Origin of the sequence: Parazoarcus communis SWub3 = DSM 12120 (assembly GCF_003226565.1) — a bacterium.
GTDB classification, from domain to species: Bacteria; Pseudomonadota; Gammaproteobacteria; order Burkholderiales; family Rhodocyclaceae; genus Parazoarcus; species Parazoarcus communis.
In genome coordinates, this window is record NZ_QKOE01000011.1 from 96,010 (window position 1) to 116,544 (window position 20,535).

Sequence of the window (20,535 nt, forward strand, 5' to 3'; positions counted from 1 at the left end):
TTGTGGTTACTCCTTAATAATCTCACGCCAGGACATTCGACCTGTGACTTTCTTGCCACCAAAGTTCTTCTTAAGCGTGGTGATCTTTCCAGAGGTGCCACTGACCACGTTCTCTGGTGGGAGCAGGACAGGTTCACCGGGCATGCCAACGCCAGGATTCAATGAGCTTGGATATTCGCCATTGATCATGTCGTTCTCATCGAATTTACCGTCACCATTAATGTCGATGAATACAAAGTCCAACTGTGCGCCAGTGAATGGGTTGATGAAATTGATGAAACCATCTCCTTGGGCATCGCAGGGGTCACCCTCTACTGGGATGATACTGGCGACTTCCAGTACTGGTTTTAGAGCATTGACAATGATGGAACGGCTCACGATACGTTCCCCGCGCGCAGAAGGATCTACTAGATCGAGGTACCAGCCTTTCTTGTTAAGCATGTCATCGGTTTCTGCTTTTGCGATGGAACGAACGATGACTGGAATATCTCCTTTCATTATGGTGTCTTGGTTGACTACAAAACTGCGTTCTACAAGCTCTGATCGGCCCGAAATCACGCCGTCGTCGACCAGGCCATACCATGTTTGAATATTCTGGTTGATAGGATCGCCATTCGCCATGTAGCTGCCCGTGCCAAAGAACACGAAGGTTTCACCAGCATTCGGACCACTCGTCGCCATATTGACGGTGACTGCGAGCGGAGCGGTGATTGGTTGAACAGTTCCGTTCTTGTCTTTGGCTGTAAACAGCGGAGCGGGCTTGCCCGAGACTTTGTATGCGAAATCCCAGTTTCCAAGGTTAGATTTGTGCTTTAAGTCGTACTTCCAGACGTTGCCTTTCAGGTCGCCGGCATAGACATAATCGATCGCTCCGTCACCGTCTTCATCGAAGACTGTGGGTGTTGCCAAGCCGTTACTGCCGGTCTTGCCAGCCCTAAGCTTCTTGATCAGCGCGCCGGTTTCGAGGTCGAAGATGAACAGCACTGCGTCGCCATTGGTACTGTTATAGCCGTTGCCGACAATCACCGCCGTCGCACCATTGTTAAGTTTGGCAATGATCGGTTGTCCGAGGATGAAACCTATGTCGCCGCGATCGGCGACAGGCAGAGCGTTGTCGTCGGCTTCGGTGTACTCCCACAGCACATTGGAGGGTGAGAAACTGCTGGGCGCCGTGACATTTAGCGCGTAGAGCCCTTTTGCGCCGCGTCCCGGTGCACCGACTAAAATGTTTTTGTTTGGCGTCTGTGTGCGGGTACTGACGACGACTTCGCCATCGACAAAGTAGGTATGGGTGTAGTTCGGGTCAGCGAGAGTGGCGAGCTTGCCGAACAAAGTGGAAGGAACATAGGCAAATAGTTCATTGCCTTCCGAAGCATCAAAGGCGTGAAGCATGCCGTCGTTTGCGCCGACGTACACGGTGTCGGTATCCTTCACATAGTATGGGGAGGAATGGACGATATCGCCGATCAACGATGCACGGTTGCGTAGAGAGCCGCCCTTGCTGATTTCATTGGAACGATCACCACGCAAGTAGTTAAGGACGTTCTCCGAACCCAGCGCAGTCTGCTGCTCTGTCGTCAGACTTGACCATGTGAACGGGATGCCGCCTGTCTCGTTACTGGTGACGATAGTTCGGATGATCGGAATTTCCTCCGACGCGCTCCACTTAACGGCACCGACACCAACTCCGGTGAGTAGGAACGCTTTTAGGTCGCCCGTCCAAGTTTCTGTATCGTAAGTGGATTGGAAGACTGCGGTCCCATTGGTGATCGATGTGCTGTTGACAGCGAGATTGCCTGAACTGGCGGCCTTATCCACGATGCTCTTGAAACTGCGTTTGAGGGCTTCTTCGAGCTTGGTTGGGTTCTGCACTAGGAAATAAGTGTCTGGAGCACCGTCGTTTCCTTGATCCCACTCGAGATTGAGGTCTGGAATGCCATTCCCATTTCTGTCGGTGAAGCCACCCCATTTGGCGGCAAACCACAAGGGATTGTTCAGAACCGTGGCGCTGGAAGTGCCCCCTGTGGTGAATGTCTGCACACTCTGATTGTTTGGAGCTGCAGCGCCTATCCATGGGAGTTGAGCACAATCTGCTGGGAAAGGGTTTGGATCCGAATCAGTCGTCGAGTCGCAATAACCTGCTCGGCGGCCCGGAGGTACATTCAGATAATAGTTTAGGCTCTCGTTTTTATCCTGCACTACGAGATAGACACCATCGCCTTCTTTAGTACCAGTGATCACATAACCGATGTTCTGGTTACTGCCGGTGGATTCGTAGGTTGGTTTGACCTTGACGGTAAGGGTGCCGTCCTTGTTGATGATCTCGTATTCGACGACGACGTCCATGTCGAAGTCGTTACCCTGTTCATCGGCTTCGTAATTGATGCGGAACTTGACCCGGTCAGAGGTGTATTCCTCGATGTAGAGGTCCACAATCGGGTCGGTGGGCTGGTATTTGCCTTTTGTCCGATTCGTGCTGGAGCCATCAATTGTCTTGGCAAAGGGTACAAGCGAGATCGTCTTGCCACCAATGTTGAATTCAAACTTGGGCATTGGCGAGGCCAGAGCCACCACATAGGTATCGGTTTTTTGATCGCCTTTGGCGCTGTTCAGGTCTGTGATCTTTCCGTAGTGTGCGACCGAAGCAGAGTAGTAGCTTCCTTGTTTTGTCGGCTCCTCAGGTGCAAGCCCTCTGAGATTGCCCAAGGTGGTGACGTTCTTCGCTGTTGGGGCAAAGTCCTCCAGCGATCCTACTGCACCAATGTAGCGCTTGCCCGGGACGCTAGGCTCATGTTGAGTGATCTTATCGCCGATGGCGCTCGCATTGAGGCCGCTCAGATCACCGGCGTAGTTGCTGAAGGCACTGCCCGGTACCTGATCAGAGTCGTAGGAGACGTTGACGCTACTCATGACGAGAAGGTTAGGCTTGGCGCACCATTGCGCTTTGGCCGCACTGTCACTGGCGTAGGGATCATCCCAAGCTGGCGGAGTCAGGCCCTTGAAGACTTCTCCGTCATGTGATCCACTGGTCGAAAATGCCGTGCTAGGTGATTTCTTGCCAGCAAAGTAGCGTAAGGCTTCGTACATCATCTCGCCGACCGGATTGCCCCAGTCGGGATAGTCCCCTTCCTTCATGGGACCCGTGCGGAAGCTCCCGTTTCGATAGGAACCATCGGTTTTGTCATTGTTGAAATCCCGTATACGCAAGCTGTCCATTGTCTTGACAATGGTGGCATTGGTAGTGAAATCGCCGGTCTCCTGATTGACCTCGTTCTTGAACGAAGACATGACCTTGCGAAGTACGCCACCTGACATGTTCTTATTGTAGCTGCCGGTCAGCAGGCCAAAATACATGGCCTCGTTTTCGCCATATTCGTGCAACAGCCCGACGGGCTTGAAGCTGCCGTTGGGGTATTTCTTGCAGCCGCTGTTGAATGCTGCTGTGCATACCTGGACGCGGACGGTGTAGTTGGTTCGCGCTCCGCCGTGGGTGTCGTTGCGCAAGACGAGGCGCTCGGATGATGCCCATTCCCAGACCCGTTTGTTGCTGTTGGTGACCACGGACAACCAGGGCGCCAAGTCGCTGCAGGTGTTCAGCGTCTTGCAGTTGGTGCTGCCGTTCGCTGTCAGGTTGCCGAAGAAATGACGTCGTCCGGCGTTGGGCAGGGAAAGCGGGGTGTAGTCCGAGATGTCGTAGCCGTCGACGGTGACACTGGTGTATTCCTTGGCCCAGGAGTGCCCGTCCTGTGGAATGTAGGCGCGCCGGAGGATGGTATTGGTCGAAGTGGACGCCGGGTCGCGATGTCCACCGTAGAAGACTTTGCGCAGGGCGTCGATTCGGCTGGTGGTGACGTAGTTCAGCCAGTTGCCCGACCACTTGCCCGGACATTTTCCATCTGCGTCTGCGACCGATACTGGAGAGAACAAGCCTGTTGTTGCACTACCGTTGGTATGCCCGTAGCACAGCTTGCTGTCGAACAGCCCGTAGTAGGTGATGGACGGTTTGAAGTGCAGTTCGAGTATGCCGTCACCATCAAGGTCACTGGCGTCGTTGTAGGCTTCAAAAAACAAGGTGTGATCACGACCAAGGACCAGCATGGTCATCGGAGTGAAGGTCTGGCTCGCCAGCAGCGGCGTCTCGGGGATGCCGATGTTTGCGGTTGCCACACTGGTGATTGATGACATCAGGACGACGCACAACAGCTTTAGGCTTGGCGTACGGTTCGTGTGCTGTTTCATTGTCGGCTCCTCAGTCGGTAGCGTAAATCGATTGAAGCGTGACACTGGCGCGCCCAGTCGCGGTGCTACGTGCGGTAATACGGAAACGTTTGCAGTTTTGCATGCCTGCTGTTGGCTCGGAGGGATCGCAGGGGGCCGTCGTAGAAAGTGCTTCTACGATGTATTGTGGGGTTCCCGAAAGCCCCTCCATTGCATCGGTAGCTTTCCAGATTTGGTTGGGGTCATTCCAACGTGCTGTGCTACAGTCTGGATCTGGTATCTGACACAGGCCATTTTCATTGCAGGCGGTCTGTGTACAGGCATTATTGCTGGCAAGGGCAGTATCGATATCTGGGTAGGCGCCGGAGCCGGCATTCTCACCCCACTGCTGAGCTTCTTGCTCACCAATTCGAAGTGCATTCTCCGCAGCCTGAAAGGCTAGGCTGCGATCGTGCACATTAGCGCTCATTTTTTCTTGTGTCGATGTTGCACGGATACTCGATAGTCCTAGCAAGGACATGACCATGAGCAGGATCAGCGCAACGATCAGGGCTGCACCCTGACTGCGGTTGTTGCGATAAGCGAGTCTCTTCATGGTGCGCGGTTCCTTAGCGTAGCCACATGAATCAGCTTGCGTTCGAGTGTGGGCTTTCCGTCCGCGGTCGAGATTCGGTCGTTGCTGATAAAGGTGAGTTCAACGTTGACAGCAACAACGTCCGACCACTCGGTAATGTTTGCTGCGGTAACATAATCATTGGTTCCACCCGAATTTGCTGGATCACGTGTTTTGTAAAGCAATTGCATATCGGTGACGTTATCAACGATTTCGGTAGCTGACACAGTTGGAAGGTTACTTGGTGACGCATAATCGATAACCGGCGCGCTTCTGAAAAGCGAACGACCTCCGCGTGCGTTGTATCCGATGAACCAGGCCTCGGCAATCAGTTTCACGATGTAGCCATTGCCTTCGAACGAGTAGCCCGATCCTAACGCCGTGCAGAGTGTCGGATATCCCAGACCTTTGCTGCAGTTTCCGGGTTTGACCGAAGAGCCTGTGTTGTGCACAAGGGTGACGTTGGTGGCACTTGCATTGGTAGTCTGGAAGATGGCCGCCAGATGGTCATCACATGCCATGAGGATGTCGCCATCTTTAAAACCGTGAGCTGTCGTGCTGACCTTAAACTGCGCGGCCGGTGCGTCGTGGGTAACAATGGAAACGCCAGAGTCGTCACCCGACATCAAGATTAGGGTGTCGGTACCGGCAACGCGCTGACCGGCGCCTGTGCCGGTCGTGACTGCGGGTGAAGATGTGTTGTTGTCATAACCTCGGATCGCGTTGTCCGCCCAGTTCGACCACCACGTGGTGTCGCTGCCCTCTAGCACGTTGGCCACTGTTGTGGCGCCACAGGGGTTGCCTCCAGCATCTCGCAGAGAGCGAGCCATCAACTCGAACGCGACGCGACTGTTCTCTTGCATTCGGGAGAGGTTTTCGGTCGTGCGATTGGCTTCACGGTTGCCGATGAACAGGCTGATGGCGCCACCGGTGACGATCAGGCCGAGAACCAGCGAGATCATTAATTCGATCAGCGTTAGTCCTCGTTGCCTATGGGCGTGCGTTCTGCGCGTATGCCTTGGGAGCATCACAGCTGACTCCTGGTTTCAATAACTTGGGTGCCCGAGCCACTTGTGCCACGGCTATCGTCCCAGCGGATACTGACTGTGCAAGTATTCAAGTTGCACGCGACCTTTCCGCACGCGGATTCGCCAAGGTTGGCTCCCAAGTTGTTGATCCAGCGCGCGGCGTCCTTGGCCGCCAAAGAGTTGCCCTCCGGAGGATCGTCGGCACATACCCAGTTTCCGAGCACCGCTGCGTCAGTATAATCTTCGGGGCGAAACGAATGGGGTGTTGTAGATGTGTCAATGTTGGCGCGCATGGCGTCGAGGATGGAGTAAGTCATAAACACAACCTGACTGCGTTCGGCTGCACTTTGGTTGTTTCGTAATGCAGACATCTGCATGCCAGCGACGCCAAGTAGGCCGAAAGACAATACGAGCACTGCAATGAGGATTTCAAGAAGGCTAGAGCCGGCCTGGCGATGCTGTTTCATGAGCAGTCCTCTCCTTTCGTTTCAATCATCGGCCGGCCAGAAGCTTCAATCGTGACGAGCATGCTGCTGGAGTGTCCGGAAACCGCAAGGCAGATACTTGTAGCGGTGCCTGTTCCCAAACTGGTGAAAGTGGTTTTTTTTACGCTATTGGGGGCTCCAAGGCGCGCCTCGTAGTTGCCCTGCCTGATTGGGTTAGGGTAATTGACGTTGTTGGTGTCGGTTATGTCATCGGCAGATGTGTAGGCACCGTCAGCATTTGTGTCTATGTAGATCCGCCATTGACGATCGGTCCCAAGCTGGAACGACACTGAACGGTTTCGACGAATGGCTTCCATGCGAGCTTGTTGTAGCGCCGCTGTCATCTCGTTTGCTGCACTTGTGATGCTCATGTTAATGATCAAAGTCTGAAAAGACGGCACGGCAATGGCAAGCAGGATTGCGAGCACCGCAATTGTGATCATCAGTTCGATCAGCGTGAAACCGCCGGATTTCGCGAAAAGAGATCGGAGGCAGGGGCGGGTAGTCAAGATGGACTCAAGCTTGTGTGTTGACGTCGTTATCCTAGGTGAATGTGCCGCTGAATGATATGGAGTGCTCGACGAATGGCGCAAAGTGTGTGATAACCGGCAGGGGTTTTGTCTTTTCGGAGATTGGGCTGATGCGCTTCGGGCGGGGGGTTGGTCTGGTTGTGGGCATGGGGATGACGATGCCAGTGGGAGCGCTGGAAGTGTCGGCCGCCGGTGTGTTCGGCAGCAAGGCAGTGCTGGTTGTTGAGGGCGGCGTACCCAGGACCCTTAATGTTGGTGAGCGCACAGTTGACGGTGTGCGGCTGGTCTCGGTCGATGGAGACCGGGTGGTCGTCGAGTTCAATGGCCGGCGTCATGCACTTAAGGTCGGTGAGAGTGTCGTTCATCGCCCGGCATCGGAGCAGGAGGAACTGCTTCTCGAGGCTGATAGCCAAGGGCACTTTTTCGTCAATGGGCAGATCAACGGTGGAGCGATACGGCTGATAGTGGATACCGGCGCGTCCGTAGTCTCGCTGGGGCGTTCTGACGCAGTGCGACTGGGGATAGACCTGACGCGTGGTGTTCCGGCCCGCAGCCAGACTGCCGGGGGGGTTCGTCCGATCCGGCTTGTCAGGCTCGACAGCCTGAGGATAGGGCCCTTCGTGCTCAACGACGTTGAGGCCGCTGTTCATGAGATTGATCTGCCTATTGCACTGCTTGGTATGAGCGTGCTCAATCGGATGGAGATGGTTCGGGATGGAAGCAGGATGGTGCTGCGCAAGCGGTACTGACGGATTGAGGTTCAAGTGGTAGTTGAGGTGATGGTGGGCATGAACGGGCAGGGTGTGGCGGGAGGTTGGCTGGAGCGGCTGCGCAACGGGTTGGCGCAGGTAGATGGCACCCAGATTGACGGGGACTGGGCGGGCACGGAGAGTCGTATCTCGCATACACCCGCTGCCGTGCTTGTTCCACTAGTGTTGAGGGCCGAAGCCCCCGCTGTGTTGCTGACTCGGCGCACAGATCACCTGCATCACCATCCAGGCCAGATCAGCTTTCCTGGAGGACGGGTTGAGGCGGGGGATGCTTCCTCGGTGGCGACTGCGCTGAGGGAGACCTATGAGGAGATCGGTTTGGGCGCAGACCGGATCGAGCTACTCGGTGCGCTTCCAGATTACCTTACCGGCACCGGTTTTCGGGTGACGCCGGTGGTGGGCCTAGTGCATCCGCCGTTCGAGCTAGCGCTGGATGCTTTTGAGGTGGCCGAGGCGTTCGAGGTGCCACTGTCGCATTTTCTCGACCCCGCGAATCATCAACGGCATAGTATGCAGGTGGAGGGGCGCACACGACATTTCCATGCCATGCCTTATGGTGACTATTACATCTGGGGGGCGACTGCAGGTATGTTGATGTCACTGTATCGGGCACTGTCTGACCCGTTGGTGGATTAGCTTGCGCGATTGCGCCTCGGAGGATTGGCTGACCGAGGTGGAGGTGTGTTCCGGATGCAGCTTATGTCGTGTCGACGCTTCAATTAGTGCCGGTTCTTTGTGGTATCTTGGCTGCAATCGGTTTTCTGCTGGCATTTGTGTACGCCTGACAACATCGCATGACGCTTCTCTCGTTGATCATCGCCCTGCTGGTCGAGCAGGTTCGGCCGCTGCCGGTGCAGCAATTCGTGATCGGGCCGCTGAAAAGGCTGTCTGCCGTCCTGGTCCAACGTTTCAACGATGGTCGGGCCAGTCATGGCCGTATCGCGTGGTTGTTGGTGGTCGGTGGAGGCACGCTGGCGTGCGCCCTGCTGCATTTTCTGCTGTGGGGCCTTCACCCCCTGATTGCGTTTGCGTTCAACGTCGTCGTGCTGTATCTGACGATGGGCTTTCGCCACGAGAGCCATTTTTTCACGGATATCCATTTGGCGCTGCGCATGGGCGAACTCGATCGTGCCCGATCGCTGCTGGCTGAATGGCGTGGGGGGCAGTACCACGAGACCAGCTCCAGCGAGATTGCGCGACTGTCCATCGAGCAGGCGTTGGTGGCTGCGCACCGTAATGTGTTCGGTGTGGCATTCTGGTTCGTGATCCTGCCGGGCGCGAGTGGGGCGGTCATGTACCGTCTGGCGCGCTTCCTGGATGAGGAGTGGGGCATGCGCTCGGATGCTGAGTTCGGTGAGTTCGGGCGATGCGCGGCGCAGATGTTCGGCATCATCGACTGGCTGCCGGTGCGATTGACAGCGGCCTCCTTTTCTGTCGTGGGGGATTTTGAGGATGCGGTGGCCTGCTGGCGTACGCAGGCAATGCTGTGGCCCGATAAGGGCTCCGCTATACTGCTTGCAAGCGGTGGCGGAGCGCTGGGAGTGCGGCTGGGCATGCCGGTGCACATCTCGGGCGAAATCGTCGAACGTCCGGAAATCGGCGTGGGTGATGAGGCTGACGTGGATTCCATGCAGAGCACCATTGGTCTGGTCTGGCGTGCGCTGGTGGTGTGTTTGTTGTTGCTGGCCTTGCTGGGGATTGCCGGCTGGGTTGGCGGTTGATTTTTCGAGGAGGGAGTATTGATGGCTAATCGTGAAGTCGTAGTGCTGAGTGCCGTGCGTTCTGCCGTGGGTGGCTTTGGTGGCTCGCTCAAGGATCTGGAGCCGGGTGAACTCGGCGGCCTGGTGGTCAAGGAAGCCATCGCCCGTGCTGGCGTCGACCCCAAGGCAGTGTCGTTTGCTGCGGTCGGCAACTGCATCCCGACCGAATCCCGCTATGCATATGTTGCCCGTGTGGCCACCATCCAGGGCGGAATGAGCATGGACTCCGTGGCTTTTGCGGTCAACCGCCTGTGCGGTTCGGCTCAGCAGGCCATCGTCAACTCGGCTCAGGCCATCCTTCTGGGCGATGCTGATTACGCAATCGGTGGCGGTGTCGAAGTGATGTCGCGTGGCGCCTACCTGATGCCGGCCTTGCGTTCGGGTGCGCGCATGGGTGACACCAAGGCCATCGACGCCATGGTTGCCGTGCTGACCGACCCGTTTGGTGTGGGCCACATGGGTATCACTGCAGAGAATCTGGCCACCAAGTGGAACATCAGCCGTGAAGAGCAGGACGCCTTCGCTCTCGAGTCCCAGGTGCGTGCGGCCAAGGCCGTTGCCGAAGGCCGCTTCAAGAGCCAGATCGTGCCGATCACCTTTGAGACCCGTAAGGGCACCGTGGTGTTCGATACCGATGAGCATCTGCGTGCCACCACGCTTGAGGCGCTGGCCAAGATGAAGCCGGCCTTCAAGAAGGATGGTTCGGTGACGGCTGGCAATGCTTCAGGCATCAACGATGCAGCGGCCTTCCTGGTGCTGGCCGATGCTGCCAAGGCAGCGGCCGATGGTCACAAGCCGATTGCCCGCCTGGTGTCCTATGCGATTGCCGGCGTGCCGAACGACGTCATGGGCGAAGGCCCGATTCCGGCCTCCAAGATCGCGCTGCAACGCGCTGGTCTGACCCTGGACAAGATCGACGTGATCGAGTCCAACGAAGCCTTCGCGGCTCAGTCGATTGCTGTGAACAAGGGGCTGGAGCTCGATACTTCCAAGGTCAACCCCAACGGTGGCGCGATTGCGATCGGCCATCCGGTGGGTGCGACCGGCTCGGTGATCATTACCAAGCTGCTGCACGAGCTGATCCGCGTCAATGGCCGTTACGGCATGGCCACCATGTGTATCGGCGGTGGTCAGGGCATCACCACGATCTGGGAACGTGTCTGATCCTGGATTCGAGTAGCTGCAGAAAAACAAACCCCGCTTAATGCGGGGTTTGTTTTTTGGGGCACACATTTGGTGTTCTCCAGATTCCAATGCACCACATTCTGGTGCGCTGATGTTTGATGGCACCATCTTGGTGCGATGATGTCCATAAACGCATGAGAACCTGATGCTTTCGGGGTTTTTGGCTTGGCACGCTTTTCGCTGATATAGGTTTGTCCGGAATCACAACGAGAAAGGCAGGTCCCGCGTCATGACCATCAAGAACTTCTACAACGAGATGACCGACGAGGCAGGGCGGGTTCGTCCGCACTATGCTTCCTATGCCAACTGGCTGTCGGAGATGCCGGAAGAGCGGCTGTCACAGAAGCGCGCCGAGGCTGATGCGCTGTTTCATCGCTACGGCATTACTTTCGCCGTGTATGGCGAGAATGCGGGTACCGAACGGCTGATCCCGTTCGATATCATCCCCCGCATCATCCCGGCCAGCGAATGGCAGACCCTGGCTGCCGGTCTGCGCCAGCGGGTCAAGGCACTGAACCTGTTCATCCGCGATATCTACCACGATCAGGATATCCTCAAGTCGGGCACCGTCCCGGCTGAACAGGTTCTGAATAACGCCCAGTATCGTCGCGTGATGCAGGGGGTGGATGTGGCACGTGACATCTATGCCCACATCGCCGGCGTAGACGTGGTGCGTGCCGGCGCTGGCGAGTACTACGTGCTCGAGGACAATCTGCGCGTCCCCTCTGGCGTGTCCTACATGCTGGAAAACCGCAAGATGATGATGCGGCTGTTCCCGCGTTTGTTCTCGCGCTACAAGGTGGCGCCAGTCGACCGCTATCCTGACATGTTGTTGAACATGCTGCGCAGCGTGGCGCCCACCGGGGTCAGCGATCCGACGGTGGTGGTGATGACGCCAGGCGCATACAACAGCGCGTACTTCGAGCACGCTTTCCTCGCTCAACAGATGGGCGTTGAACTGGTCGAGGGGCAGGACATGTTCGTCAAGGACGAGCAGGTCTTCATGCGGACCACCCAGGGCCCGCAACGGGTGGATGTGATCTATCGCCGGGTGGATGACGATTTTCTTGATCCGCTCGCCTTCCGTCAGGATTCAGTGCTGGGCGTGCCGGGTATCCTCGGCGCCTATCAGGCCGGGCGGGTGACGGTGACCAATGCGATTGGCTCAGGCGTGGCCGACGACAAATCCATCTATCCGTATGTGCCGGAGATGATCCGCTTCTATCTGGGCGAGGAGCCCATTCTGCACAACGTGCCGACCTTCATGTGCCGCAAGAAGGACGACCTGGCCTATGTGCTGGATCATCTCGCCGAACTCGTGGTCAAGGAAGTCCACGGCGCCGGCGGCTACGGCATGCTGGTCGGGCCGGCAGCGACCAGGGCCGAGATCGAGGACTTCCGCAAGATTCTCGAGGCGCATCCTGAGCGCTACATCGCCCAGCCCACGCTGGCGCTGTCGGCATGTCCTACCTTTGTTGAATCCGGCATTGCGCCGCGCCACATCGATCTGCGTCCCTTCGTGTTGTCGGGTGAAGAGATCCAGCTGATCCCTGGAGGACTGACCCGTGTGGCACTGCGCGAGGGCTCGCTGGTGGTGAACTCGTCGCAAGGCGGCGGCACCAAGGATACCTGGGTGCTGGAAGCATAAAGAAAGGCTTGAGGGAGAATCAAAGATGCTGAGCCGTACCGCCGATCACCTGTACTGGATGGCCCGTTACATGGAGCGGGCCGAGAACATCGCGCGCATGCTCGATGTCAATTACCGCATGTCGCTGATGCCGCAGTCGCAGGTCCAGGAAGACCAGGCCTGGGCTGCCACCCTGCGCATCATGGCGCTGGAGGGGGCGTTCCACGAACGTTATGCCGAGATCACTGCCGACAATGTGCTTGATTTCATGATTTTCGATGAAAGCAATCCGTCGAGCATCCGTCGCTGTTTGCTGGCGGCGCGTGAAAATGCCCATGCGGTGCGTGGCACGCTGACGTCCGAACTGTGGGAGACCACCAACGGCACCTGGCTGAAGATGCGCGACTTTACCCGCGAGGAGTTTCAGGACGTGGGGGCGGGTGAGTTCTTCGAATGGGTCAAGTATCGCTCCCATCTGTCGCGCGGCGTCACCATCGGTACCATGCTGCAGGACGATGCGCTGCGTTTCATCCGCATCGGCACCTTTCTGGAGCGGGCCGACAATACGGCACGCATCCTGGATGTCAAATACCAGATCCTGCTGCCGGCGGGCGAGGTCGAAGGGGGCGCGGCTGACTATTATCAATGGAGCGCACTGTTACGTTCCGTCTCGGCGTTCGAGGTTTATCGCAAGGTCTATCGTGACCTGATCACGCCGGCACGTGTGGCCGAGCTGATGCTGCTGCGGGTTGACATGCCGCGCTCGATGGCACGTTGCCTGAAGGAGGTCTATAGCAACCTTCAGCGCATCCGCAATGCGCAATCGGCCGAAACCGAGCGCCAGGCCGGCGAACTTGAAGCGCAGCTGCGTTTTGGCAGGATCGAGGACATCGTACGTGGTGGCCTGCACACCTACACCATGCGCCTGCTCGACCGGGTGCAGGAGCTTGGCAACCGCATCGCTGACGATTTCCTGGTGCCGGTGTCCTGATTCAGGCTGTTGCCTGAGTCGATCGAATGGGGGCGCGATGAGCGTCCCCAACGCGTTTACCAGCCCGGGTTTGCGCGCCTTGCCTCTGAGATCTCGTGGCGGATGCCGCGGTAGTGCTCGAAGCGTCGCGGATTGATGTGGCCTGCTTCGAGTGCCCCAAGCAATGCGCAGCCAGGCTCGGCCTCGTGTCGACAGTCGCGAAACCGGCACTTGCCAAGGTAGGGGCGAAACTCGATGAAGCTCTCGGCAAGATCGTCGGCTGACAGGTGGGCCAGGCCAAAAGCCTGCAGGCCGGGGCTGTCGATCAGCCAGCCGCGGCCCAGTGGGTAGAGGCGGGCGAAGGTGGTCGTGTGCTTGCCACTATCCAGTACGGTGGAGATCTCACGGGTGGCGGCGTCGGCCTCGGGTACCAGTGCGTTGGTCAGCGTGGACTTGCCCATGCCGGATTGCCCGACCAGGATGCTGCGCTGGCCTGACAGCACTGCCATCAAGGGTGCCGCGCCCTGCAGGGCGGAAAGCTCCACCACCTGATAGCCCAGCTGAACGAAGGGCGCCAGCTGGGCGCGTGCGCTGTCCAGACGGGTTGTCAGATCGGCTTTGTTCAGGACGATGATCGGGGTGATGTCCTGACTCTCGGCAGCGGCAATGCAGCGCGAGATCAGCATGTCGGAAAAACCCGGTTCGGTCGCCACGACAATGGCGATATGACTCAGATTGGCGGCAATCAGCTTTTCGCGAAAGGCGTCCGATCGCCAGAGCAGGTTGCGTCGCGGGTGCAGATGCTCGATGACGCCCTGGTTGTCACCGCCGGGCGCAACGTCTACCTCGTCGCCGCAGGCATAGCTGCTTTTCTTGCCGCGGGTGTAACAGCGCAGGGTGCCTTCCGTGGTCAGCACCTCATAGTGTCGCCCGAAGGCGGCAATGATGGTGCCGGCAAGGGTGTGGGTTTGCTTGCCGGTCCGGTGCCTGCTGGCTTGAGGTGCGCTCACTTGAATTTGTAGAAGTGCTTGTTGAGGTAGCCGGCGAGATTGTTCTCGTCCTCGGGGAAGAGGTCGAGGTTGAGCATGGTGGTACAGGCAGTCAGCTGCTGGCTGAGCGCGCTTGGGCTGGAGACGCGGCGATCGACCCGGGTGTAGATGTCCGAGCCCCCTTCACCACCATACTTGCGCGCATGACAGGCGATGCACATTTTCTCGTGATTCTCGTGCGCAGCTTTCAGGTCAGCATCGGGGAAGGGGTTTGCCATTACCGGAAAGCTGGCCAGCAACAGCGCCGCACTGGATGCGAGGTTCCAGGTCTTCATGTCTTCCTCCTGTTGATTGTCATGTCGTGACGGCCTGCAGCCTTGCAATGCGCAGTGCAGCCGGGGGGTGAGAGTCAAAAAAACTGGAGTAGACCGGGTCCGGTGTCAGCGTGGACGCATTGTCGCGGTAAAGCTTGACCAGGGCCCCGACAAGGTCGTCCGCGCGGGTGTGCTTGGCCGCGTAGGCGTCAGCCTCGAACTCATGGCGTCGCGACCAGTGGCTGAACAATGGGGTCAGCAGAAAGGTGAAGTAGGGCAGGATCAGGAAGAACAGCGCGAGTCCAGCTGCCGTGCCTGGGGTGTCGACGCCCAGTCCGGCAAAGAACCCAGGCTGCTGCAGCAGGCCGCCCAGTACCGCGAACATCAGCAGGCTGACCGGGGCGAGTACGGCAAGGCGCTTGATGATGTGCTTGTGGTGAAAATGGCCAAGCTCATGCGCCAGCACGGCTTCGACCTCGGCGGGGGCGAGTGTGTCGAGCAAGGTGTCGAAAAAGACGATGCGCTTTGCCGCACCAAAGCCGGTGAAGTAGGCATTGCCATGCGCCGAACGGCGAGAGCCATCCATCACGAACAAGCCCTTGGCACGAAAACCGCAGCGCTGCAGCAAGGCTTCGACCCGGGATTTCAGCGCCACGTCCTGCAGTGGGCTGAAAGTGTTGAACAAGGGGGCAATGAAGGTTGGCCAGATCAGCATCACCAGCAAGTTGAACGTCAGCCATGCCGCCCACACCCAGAGCCACCAGTACTCGCCCATGGCCTCCATCAGCCAAAGGACACCGGCCAGCAAGGGCAGGCCGATGATCGCGGCAAGCAGGGACTGCTTGACCAGGTCGCTGACAAACAGTGCGGGGGTCATGCGGTTGAAGCCAAACCGCTTTTCCAGGGAAAAGGTTCGATATAGCCCGAAGGGCAGGTCGATTGCCCAGCCGGCGGCCCCCAGCAGCGCCAGCAACGCGACGCCATGCAGCAGTGTACCGGAATCGAATGCCGCGGCTGCAAGCCCGGACAGCCACTGCAGCCCGCCACCCAGGGTCAGCAGCAGGACGAATGCGGCCCCCACAGCCATGTCGATCAGACCAAGATGCATGCGTGCAACGGTGTAGTCCGCTGCGCGTTGATGCGCTTGAAGACCGATGACGTCGGAGAAGGCGGTGGGTACGGTGTCACGACATGCACGGACATGACGAATCTGGCGACGCATCAACAAACTGCGCAAGCCGAGCGTGGCGGTCAGTGCAATCAGGAATGCCGAGGCAAACAGCGCAGGAGACATACGGAAAAGCCGAAAGAGAGTGAGCAACCGATCTGTGACACAATCCGGGGCGGTATTGTTTCGCCCTGATCGGGGACGCAAGGGATTTTCTGGCTGCGCGCTACGCAGTCAGGTAACAACGAAAGGCTAGAGGATTATGGCACAGGATCAGAACCACCTGATATGGCTCGACATGGAGATGACGGGCCTCGAACCGGATCGCGACCGCATCATCGAGATTGCGCTCTTGGTGACCGACAGCGCATTGCAGACTGTCGCCAGCGCACCCGTGATCGTCGTGCATCAGCCCGATGAGGTGCTCGATGCGATGGACGACTGGAACAAGAACACCCATGGCAAATCCGGCCTGATCGACCGCGTTCGCGCATCCACGGTGTCCGAAGCCGAGGCGGAGGCGCAGATGCTGGCCTTCATGCAGGAATGGGTGCCCGAGCGGACTTCGCCGATGTGTGGCAATTCGATCGGACAGGACCGTCGCTTCCTGGCGCGCTACATGCCGCGTTTCGAGGCCTGGTTCCATTACCGCAACCTGGATGTATCGACACTCAAGGAGCTTGCCCGGCGGTGGAATCCCGAAGTCTATAAGGGAGTGAAGAAGTCAGGGGCGCATACCGCGCTGGCTGACATCGAGGAGTCGATTGCCGAATTGCGTCATTACCGCGATCACTTCCTGCGCCTGCCCTGATCTGGGCGCGCGGTTTGAGCGGTCATGCTGGCCGGCGGGGAGCGTCAAATATCGGGTGTCCCGATTGAAGCGTGCGCTCCCCTTCTTGTCCTGGATCGGACGCTGACGCCAGGATAGTCGGTGAGGCTTCAGTCACGATCGCTGCGCAGGTAGAGCTGGAATATCTCCAGTTCCTTGCCGCCTCCCCGGCGGAATTCCCATAGGGTCTGCCATGCCTCTGATTCTTCTGGTGGATTGTCCCGCCGGTCGGCGTAAATCAGCAGCAGGCGGCAGGGGGTGGTGCCGTCACGTGTGACTGCGGGGCGGATGCCCACATAGTAGTCCAAGGTGCTGCGCACCCCATCCGGCAGGCCGGTGGTGGCAATGCACTCGGCCTGGTGCGGTTCAAGGGCTTGCTGCAGCGACTCCATTGCTGAGCGATAGCTGCGGCCATAGTCGAACCATGGCATCAGCAATACCACTGCGAGACTCCACAGCATCGTCATGCCCATGGCCCAGTTGGCGGCTGCGCGACTTGGGGTGCGCGGCAGCTTCCAGATCAGCAGGGCCCAAAGCAGGCAAATGGCAATGCCGAGGATGGGTTGAAGCGGATCGCCCGGGAAGTTGAACGATGGGCTGATGCGCGCGATGTGACGCGCCAGACCTGGTGGCCAGGCATAGGCCTGCGCTGTCCAGGCAATCCAGACGAGGATGGCGAACACGGCAAAGCTCATCATGGCGAACCAGTCGAGCGCATTGGCTGCACCGCGCCGCAGGGTTGGCATGCCGCCGGCCGCCAGCAGCGCAACGGGGGGCAGCAGGGGCAGTGCCGCTGTCGGAGAGGTATCGCCGCTGAGAATCAACAGTCCGAGCGAAATCAGCAACGACAGCAGGGGCAGGGCCCAGCGCAGTTCGATCAGTCGTTTGCGTGCGCGCCACAGTGCCCATAGTGCAATGGGCCACAGCGGCCAGGTGAACCAGCTGAGCAATTCCAGCAGACGTGGAAGCTCTGCCAGTGAGATGCTGCGAAACGTCAGGTCATGCCATTCCGATCGCAACCAGAGTGACAGCATTTCGGGCTCGGCCAGATGCAGGGCCAGAGGCCATGCAGCAGCCAGAATGGCCGCCAGACTCAGTCCCGCAAGCAGGCTGCCGCTGGCGCGAGGTGTGCGGCACTCCGGGCAACTGGTCATCACCAGGACGAATAGCGGCAAGGTCATCAATAGCCCGGGCAGGCCGCCAGCAAGCAAGGCAAGTGCGCTGCCGAGACCCGCTTGCAGGCTGCCGCCGACCGGCTGCTGGATGACGCGCGACAGTCCGTTCAGCACCAGCGCGAGCATGGCCATCAGCGCGATCAGGGGTTGGGTTTCGTGGGCGTGCAGCACGAGGCCGAGACTACCCAGTGTCAGCAGGGCTGCGGGCGTGCGCGCGGGGCGGCCGTACAAACGTTCTGCTGCACGTGCTGTCCAGTACACCGCCATGGCGGTGAAGGCTGCACTGGCCAGGCGCGCACCGTCATGTGCCGGAAGCAGGCTGGCCGTAAGTTTTGCAAGCAGGGCCCCAAGCCAGTAATAAAGCGGCGGAAAGTCGGGGTGAGGTAGTCCGCCAATCGCCGGGAACAGCAGGTCCTGTCCCTGCAGCATGGCGTAGATGGGGCCAAAATAGCGGGCATCGTCTCCACGCCAGGGCTCGTGCCCGGTCAGGCCGGTAAGCAGATAGAAGCCGACCAGCAGGCTCAGGCCCAGGGTGCCGTAGACGCGGCGTTCGAGCGGTGAGGGAATATGGGGGTCGCGGGGCATGCGCGGTGTTTATTTTAGGCAGTGGCGGATTTGACTCCGCGGAGCGTGCATTGTATCGGTGTCGATGCTTCGAGGGTTCCTGGTTGCGGGCGAGTGACCGCATTTACCGGGCTTGGTGCAAGCTTGCGTGGGGTGGAGGCAACACAGCAGGCAACAAAAAAGGCAGCCAGGGCTGCCTTCTTGTCTGTGCGTGCGCTGTAGCGTGATGTGGCGCTGCGTGCCCCGGAAGGGCTTAGCCGCGTTGCACGTTGCCGTACTTCTGGCGGAAGCGTTCGACGCGGCCGGCGGTATCGACGATCTTCTGCTTGCCGGTGTAGAACGGATGGCAGGCGGCACACACTTCAACGTGCAGTTCCGGCTTGCCGATGGTCGAGCGGGTCACGAAAACGTTGCCGCAGGAGCAGGTCACGTTCACGTCTTTGTAATTGGGATGGATGTCCGCTTTCATGTCAGATCCTGAGTACGGCGGGTGGAGGTTGTGACCACCCTAAATTGAAAACACGCAATTATCCCGGAGTGTATGGATTCTGGCAAGCGTGACAGTGCGTTCAATCGATTACAATGCTGCGCTTTCCTTGTTCCGGCCCTAAGAGGTTGCCTTGCGCCTGTTGCTCGCACCGATGGAAGGTTTGCTCGACGATGTGTTGCGTGCCGTGCTGAGTCGCATCGGTGGCTATGATTTTGCAGTCAGCGAGTTCGTGCGGGTGACTGATACGGTACTGCCGCATCGCTGTTTTCGTCGCATTGTGCCCGAGTTGATCCATGGGAGCCGGGCGGTGGGCGGCATGCCGGTACGGGTGCAGTTGCTCGGTTCCGACCCGCAGGCGCTGGCCGATAACGCGGCTCATCTTGCAGCGCTTGCTCCAGCCGCGGTGGATCTGAATTTCGGCTGTCCGGCGCCAACGGTCAACCGCCACCGTGGTGGCGCGGTGCTGCTCGACGAACCGGAACTACTGCATGCGATCGCCCGCGCGGTGCGAAAGGCCTTGCCGCCCGAGCTGGCGCTGACGGCAAAGATGCGTCTTGGGGTGGCCGACAAGGGGCGTGCGCTGGAGTGCGCGCAGGCCTTGTCTGACGGAGGGGTTTCGGAATTGGTGGTGCACGCGCGGACCAAGGTCGAGGGCTATCGTCCGCCGGCGCATTGGGAGTGGGTTGGCCTGATTGCCGATATGGTGCCGGTGCCGGTGGTGGCCAATGGCGAGGTGTGGACCCGTGAAGACTGGCTGCGCTGTCGGGCAGTGTCCGGGGTGGCCGATGTGATGCTGGGACGCGGTGCGGTGAGTGATCCTTTCCTGGCACGACGGATTCGGGCCGAGGCGGTGGATGACGAGTTGGTCAGGGCTGCCGAGTGGGCCAGCCTGCTGCCTCTCCTTGCAGAGTTCCGTGATCGGGTGGTTGCCAAGGTGGTCGGGAAACATGTGGCCGGTCGCATCAAGCAGTGGTGCAACCTGCTGCGTCGACGGTATGCCCAGGCCGAGGCCTTGTATCAGGATTTGCGGCCACTGAGCGCGCTGGTCGATATTGATCAGGTGCTGACGCGGCACGGTGCCGTGGCCGTAGCCGACCGAATGGCAGCATGAGAGGGATGACAACTTGAGTTACGCGAATTCCAGCATTCCCACGAGTGCGCAGCAGGATGTGCACGAGCGTCTGGCAGAGTGCGTTCGGCGTCATGTGGAGCAGCCTTTTCGTAAGCCTTTCAATGACTATAACAGGGCGGCGTTCGATGCCAGCCTGGCGGGTTGGGACGGCAAGGCGCCGCTATTGCTCGATGCGGGCTGCGGTGTCGGGCACAGCACCATCCAACTGGCACGCGCTTATCCGGATCATTGGGTGATAGGGGTGGATCAGTCCGAGGACAGGTTGTCCCGACGCAAACCGTATCCGGATGCCCTGCTGCCGAAGAATATGGTGTTTGTACGCGCTGATCTGGTTGACTATTGGCGGCTCCTGGATGCCGCAGGGTTGCGGCTCGCCCGGCATTACATCCTGTATCCCAATCCCTGGCCTAAGATCGGTCACCTGGCGCGGCGCTGGCACGCTCATCCCGTGTTCCCTACGGTGCCTCGTCTGGGCGGTGTGCTGGAATGCCGCAGTAACTGGTCAGTCTATATCGCCGAGTTTGCAACCGCACTGACCCAGTTGCTGGGGCATCCAGTGCCGTGGGAGCCTTTCGAGGCTCCGGTGCCGCTGACTCCATTCGAACGCAAGTACCGTGATTCGGGTCAGACACTGTATCGTCTTGCCCTGGATCTGGACGCGGTGTGCCATGAGGCTGCCAAGACCTGA

Annotated in this window: 19 protein-coding genes; 9 read left to right on the top strand and 10 right to left on the bottom strand. The window is 58.9% G+C overall.

Translation table 11 applies throughout. The features are described 5' to 3' along the window. Positions 1 to 6 precede the first annotated feature (6 nt). From DNK49_RS15105 to DNK49_RS15125, 5 genes are read right to left on the bottom strand one after another with little or no spacing between them, the layout of a single operon-like run. Positions 7 to 4,239 carry a pilus assembly protein gene (locus tag DNK49_RS15105; RefSeq protein ID WP_110526277.1) on the bottom strand — a complete coding sequence of 1,411 codons (4,233 nt, stop codon included), beginning with the start codon at positions 4,237 to 4,239 and terminating at the stop codon, positions 7 to 9. Positions 4,240 to 4,249: 10 nt separating this feature from the next. Continuing rightward, positions 4,250 to 4,813, bottom strand: a complete 564-nt coding sequence (locus DNK49_RS15110) for a pilus assembly PilX family protein (RefSeq protein WP_110526280.1) — start codon at positions 4,811 to 4,813, stop codon at positions 4,250 to 4,252. Continuing rightward, positions 4,810 to 5,859: a PilW family protein gene (locus DNK49_RS15115; RefSeq protein WP_110526282.1), complete on the bottom strand. Its 1,050-nt coding sequence runs from the start codon at positions 5,857 to 5,859 to the stop codon at positions 4,810 to 4,812. The genes DNK49_RS15110 and DNK49_RS15115 overlap by 4 nt, the downstream gene beginning before the upstream one ends. Continuing rightward, positions 5,859 to 6,326, bottom strand: a complete 468-nt coding sequence (gene pilV, locus DNK49_RS15120; protein WP_110526286.1) for a type IV pilus modification protein PilV — start codon at positions 6,324 to 6,326, stop codon at positions 5,859 to 5,861. Before pilV ends, DNK49_RS15115 begins: the two co-directional genes overlap by 1 nt. Further along, positions 6,323 to 6,853 carry a GspH/FimT family pseudopilin gene (locus tag DNK49_RS15125; RefSeq protein ID WP_133255111.1) on the bottom strand — a complete coding sequence of 177 codons (531 nt, stop codon included), beginning with the start codon at positions 6,851 to 6,853 and terminating at the stop codon, positions 6,323 to 6,325. The genes pilV and DNK49_RS15125 overlap by 4 nt, the downstream gene beginning before the upstream one ends. 131 nt (positions 6,854 to 6,984) lie before the next feature. On the opposite strand from DNK49_RS15125, the gene DNK49_RS15130 reads away from it, so the two are divergent. The 6 genes from DNK49_RS15130 (at position 6,985) to DNK49_RS15155 (ending at position 13,207) form a co-directional block, all read left to right on the top strand. Next, positions 6,985 to 7,623, top strand: a complete 639-nt coding sequence (locus tag DNK49_RS15130) for a TIGR02281 family clan AA aspartic protease (RefSeq protein WP_243632384.1) — start codon at positions 6,985 to 6,987, stop codon at positions 7,621 to 7,623. Positions 7,624 to 7,662: 39 nt separating this feature from the next. After that, positions 7,663 to 8,280: a CoA pyrophosphatase gene (locus tag DNK49_RS15135; protein WP_110526436.1), complete on the top strand. Its 618-nt coding sequence runs from the start codon at positions 7,663 to 7,665 to the stop codon at positions 8,278 to 8,280. A gap of 158 nt (positions 8,281 to 8,438) precedes the next feature. Beyond that, complete coding sequence (locus DNK49_RS15140; protein WP_110526289.1) at positions 8,439 to 9,365, top strand: CobD/CbiB family protein; 927 nt, start codon at positions 8,439 to 8,441, stop codon at positions 9,363 to 9,365. A gap of 21 nt (positions 9,366 to 9,386) precedes the next feature. Beyond that, entirely contained in the window at positions 9,387 to 10,568 is a 1,182-nt protein-coding gene (locus DNK49_RS15145; RefSeq protein ID WP_110526293.1) for an acetyl-CoA C-acyltransferase family protein, read from the top strand. A gap of 250 nt (positions 10,569 to 10,818) precedes the next feature. After that, positions 10,819 to 12,237, top strand: coding sequence for a circularly permuted type 2 ATP-grasp protein (locus tag DNK49_RS15150; RefSeq protein ID WP_110526296.1), 1,419 nt, complete (start codon positions 10,819 to 10,821; stop codon positions 12,235 to 12,237). A 25-nt stretch (positions 12,238 to 12,262) separates the two neighbouring features. Then, positions 12,263 to 13,207, top strand: a complete 945-nt coding sequence (locus tag DNK49_RS15155) for an alpha-E domain-containing protein (RefSeq protein WP_110526298.1) — start codon at positions 12,263 to 12,265, stop codon at positions 13,205 to 13,207. A gap of 56 nt (positions 13,208 to 13,263) precedes the next feature. On the opposite strand, the gene rsgA is transcribed toward DNK49_RS15155, so the two are convergent. The 3 genes from rsgA to DNK49_RS15170 are packed head-to-tail and all read right to left on the bottom strand — an operon-like array spanning position 13,264 to position 15,783. Then, positions 13,264 to 14,196, bottom strand: a complete 933-nt coding sequence (rsgA, locus tag DNK49_RS15160) for a ribosome small subunit-dependent GTPase A (RefSeq protein ID WP_110526301.1) — start codon at positions 14,194 to 14,196, stop codon at positions 13,264 to 13,266. After that, the gene (locus tag DNK49_RS15165) at positions 14,193 to 14,510 is read right to left on the bottom strand and encodes a cytochrome c (RefSeq protein WP_110526304.1); all 318 of its coding nucleotides are present in this window, start codon (positions 14,508 to 14,510) and stop codon (positions 14,193 to 14,195) included. The genes rsgA and DNK49_RS15165 overlap by 4 nt, the downstream gene beginning before the upstream one ends. Before the next feature lie 19 nt (positions 14,511 to 14,529). Continuing rightward, positions 14,530 to 15,783: a M48 family metallopeptidase gene (locus DNK49_RS15170; RefSeq protein WP_110526307.1), complete on the bottom strand. Its 1,254-nt coding sequence runs from the start codon at positions 15,781 to 15,783 to the stop codon at positions 14,530 to 14,532. A gap of 136 nt (positions 15,784 to 15,919) precedes the next feature. On the opposite strand from DNK49_RS15170, the gene orn reads away from it, so the two are divergent. Beyond that, entirely contained in the window at positions 15,920 to 16,468 is a 549-nt protein-coding gene (gene orn, locus DNK49_RS15175; protein WP_110526310.1) for an oligoribonuclease, read from the top strand. A 128-nt stretch (positions 16,469 to 16,596) separates the two neighbouring features. Here orn and DNK49_RS15180 read toward each other — a convergent pair whose 3' ends face one another. Beyond that, complete coding sequence (locus tag DNK49_RS15180; RefSeq protein WP_110526313.1) at positions 16,597 to 18,246, bottom strand: ArnT family glycosyltransferase; 1,650 nt, start codon at positions 18,244 to 18,246, stop codon at positions 16,597 to 16,599. 232 nt (positions 18,247 to 18,478) lie between these two features. Next, positions 18,479 to 18,694: a 50S ribosomal protein L31 gene (gene rpmE, locus DNK49_RS15185; RefSeq protein WP_110526316.1), complete on the bottom strand. Its 216-nt coding sequence runs from the start codon at positions 18,692 to 18,694 to the stop codon at positions 18,479 to 18,481. A gap of 151 nt (positions 18,695 to 18,845) precedes the next feature. On the opposite strand from rpmE, the gene DNK49_RS15190 reads away from it, so the two are divergent. Both DNK49_RS15190 and trmB read left to right on the top strand, forming a co-directional pair. Beyond that, the gene (locus DNK49_RS15190; protein WP_243632385.1) at positions 18,846 to 19,826 is read left to right on the top strand and encodes a tRNA-dihydrouridine synthase; all 981 of its coding nucleotides are present in this window, start codon (positions 18,846 to 18,848) and stop codon (positions 19,824 to 19,826) included. Positions 19,827 to 19,839: 13 nt separating this feature from the next. After that, positions 19,840 to 20,535: a tRNA (guanine(46)-N(7))-methyltransferase TrmB gene (trmB, locus tag DNK49_RS15195; RefSeq protein WP_110526322.1), complete on the top strand. Its 696-nt coding sequence runs from the start codon at positions 19,840 to 19,842 to the stop codon at positions 20,533 to 20,535.

Excerpts from the sequence above, each read along its gene's own strand:
- DNK49_RS15110 (WP_110526280.1), bottom strand. The coding sequence starts at position 4,813 with ATGAAGAGACTCGCTTATCGCAACAACCGCAGTCAGGGTGCAGCCCTG.
- DNK49_RS15150 (WP_110526296.1), top strand. The coding sequence starts at position 10,819 with ATGACCATCAAGAACTTCTACAACGAGATGACCGACGAGGCAGGGCGG.
- DNK49_RS15180 (WP_110526313.1), bottom strand. The coding sequence starts at position 18,246 with ATGCCCCGCGACCCCCATATTCCCTCACCGCTCGAACGCCGCGTCTAC.
- DNK49_RS15115 (WP_110526282.1), bottom strand. The coding sequence starts at position 5,859 with ATGCTCCCAAGGCATACGCGCAGAACGCACGCCCATAGGCAACGAGGA.
- DNK49_RS15155 (WP_110526298.1), top strand. The coding sequence starts at position 12,263 with ATGCTGAGCCGTACCGCCGATCACCTGTACTGGATGGCCCGTTACATG.
- DNK49_RS15165 (WP_110526304.1), bottom strand. The coding sequence starts at position 14,510 with ATGAAGACCTGGAACCTCGCATCCAGTGCGGCGCTGTTGCTGGCCAGC.
- DNK49_RS15130 (WP_243632384.1), top strand. The coding sequence starts at position 6,985 with ATGCGCTTCGGGCGGGGGGTTGGTCTGGTTGTGGGCATGGGGATGACG.
- pilV (WP_110526286.1), bottom strand. The coding sequence starts at position 6,326 with ATGAAACAGCATCGCCAGGCCGGCTCTAGCCTTCTTGAAATCCTCATT.
- rpmE (WP_110526316.1), bottom strand. The coding sequence starts at position 18,694 with ATGAAAGCGGACATCCATCCCAATTACAAAGACGTGAACGTGACCTGC.
- DNK49_RS15140 (WP_110526289.1), top strand. The coding sequence starts at position 8,439 with ATGACGCTTCTCTCGTTGATCATCGCCCTGCTGGTCGAGCAGGTTCGG.
- DNK49_RS15170 (WP_110526307.1), bottom strand. The coding sequence starts at position 15,783 with ATGTCTCCTGCGCTGTTTGCCTCGGCATTCCTGATTGCACTGACCGCC.
- DNK49_RS15135 (WP_110526436.1), top strand. The coding sequence starts at position 7,663 with ATGAACGGGCAGGGTGTGGCGGGAGGTTGGCTGGAGCGGCTGCGCAAC.
- DNK49_RS15105 (WP_110526277.1), bottom strand. The coding sequence starts at position 4,239 with ATGAAACAGCACACGAACCGTACGCCAAGCCTAAAGCTGTTGTGCGTC.
- DNK49_RS15145 (WP_110526293.1), top strand. The coding sequence starts at position 9,387 with ATGGCTAATCGTGAAGTCGTAGTGCTGAGTGCCGTGCGTTCTGCCGTG.
- orn (WP_110526310.1), top strand. The coding sequence starts at position 15,920 with ATGGCACAGGATCAGAACCACCTGATATGGCTCGACATGGAGATGACG.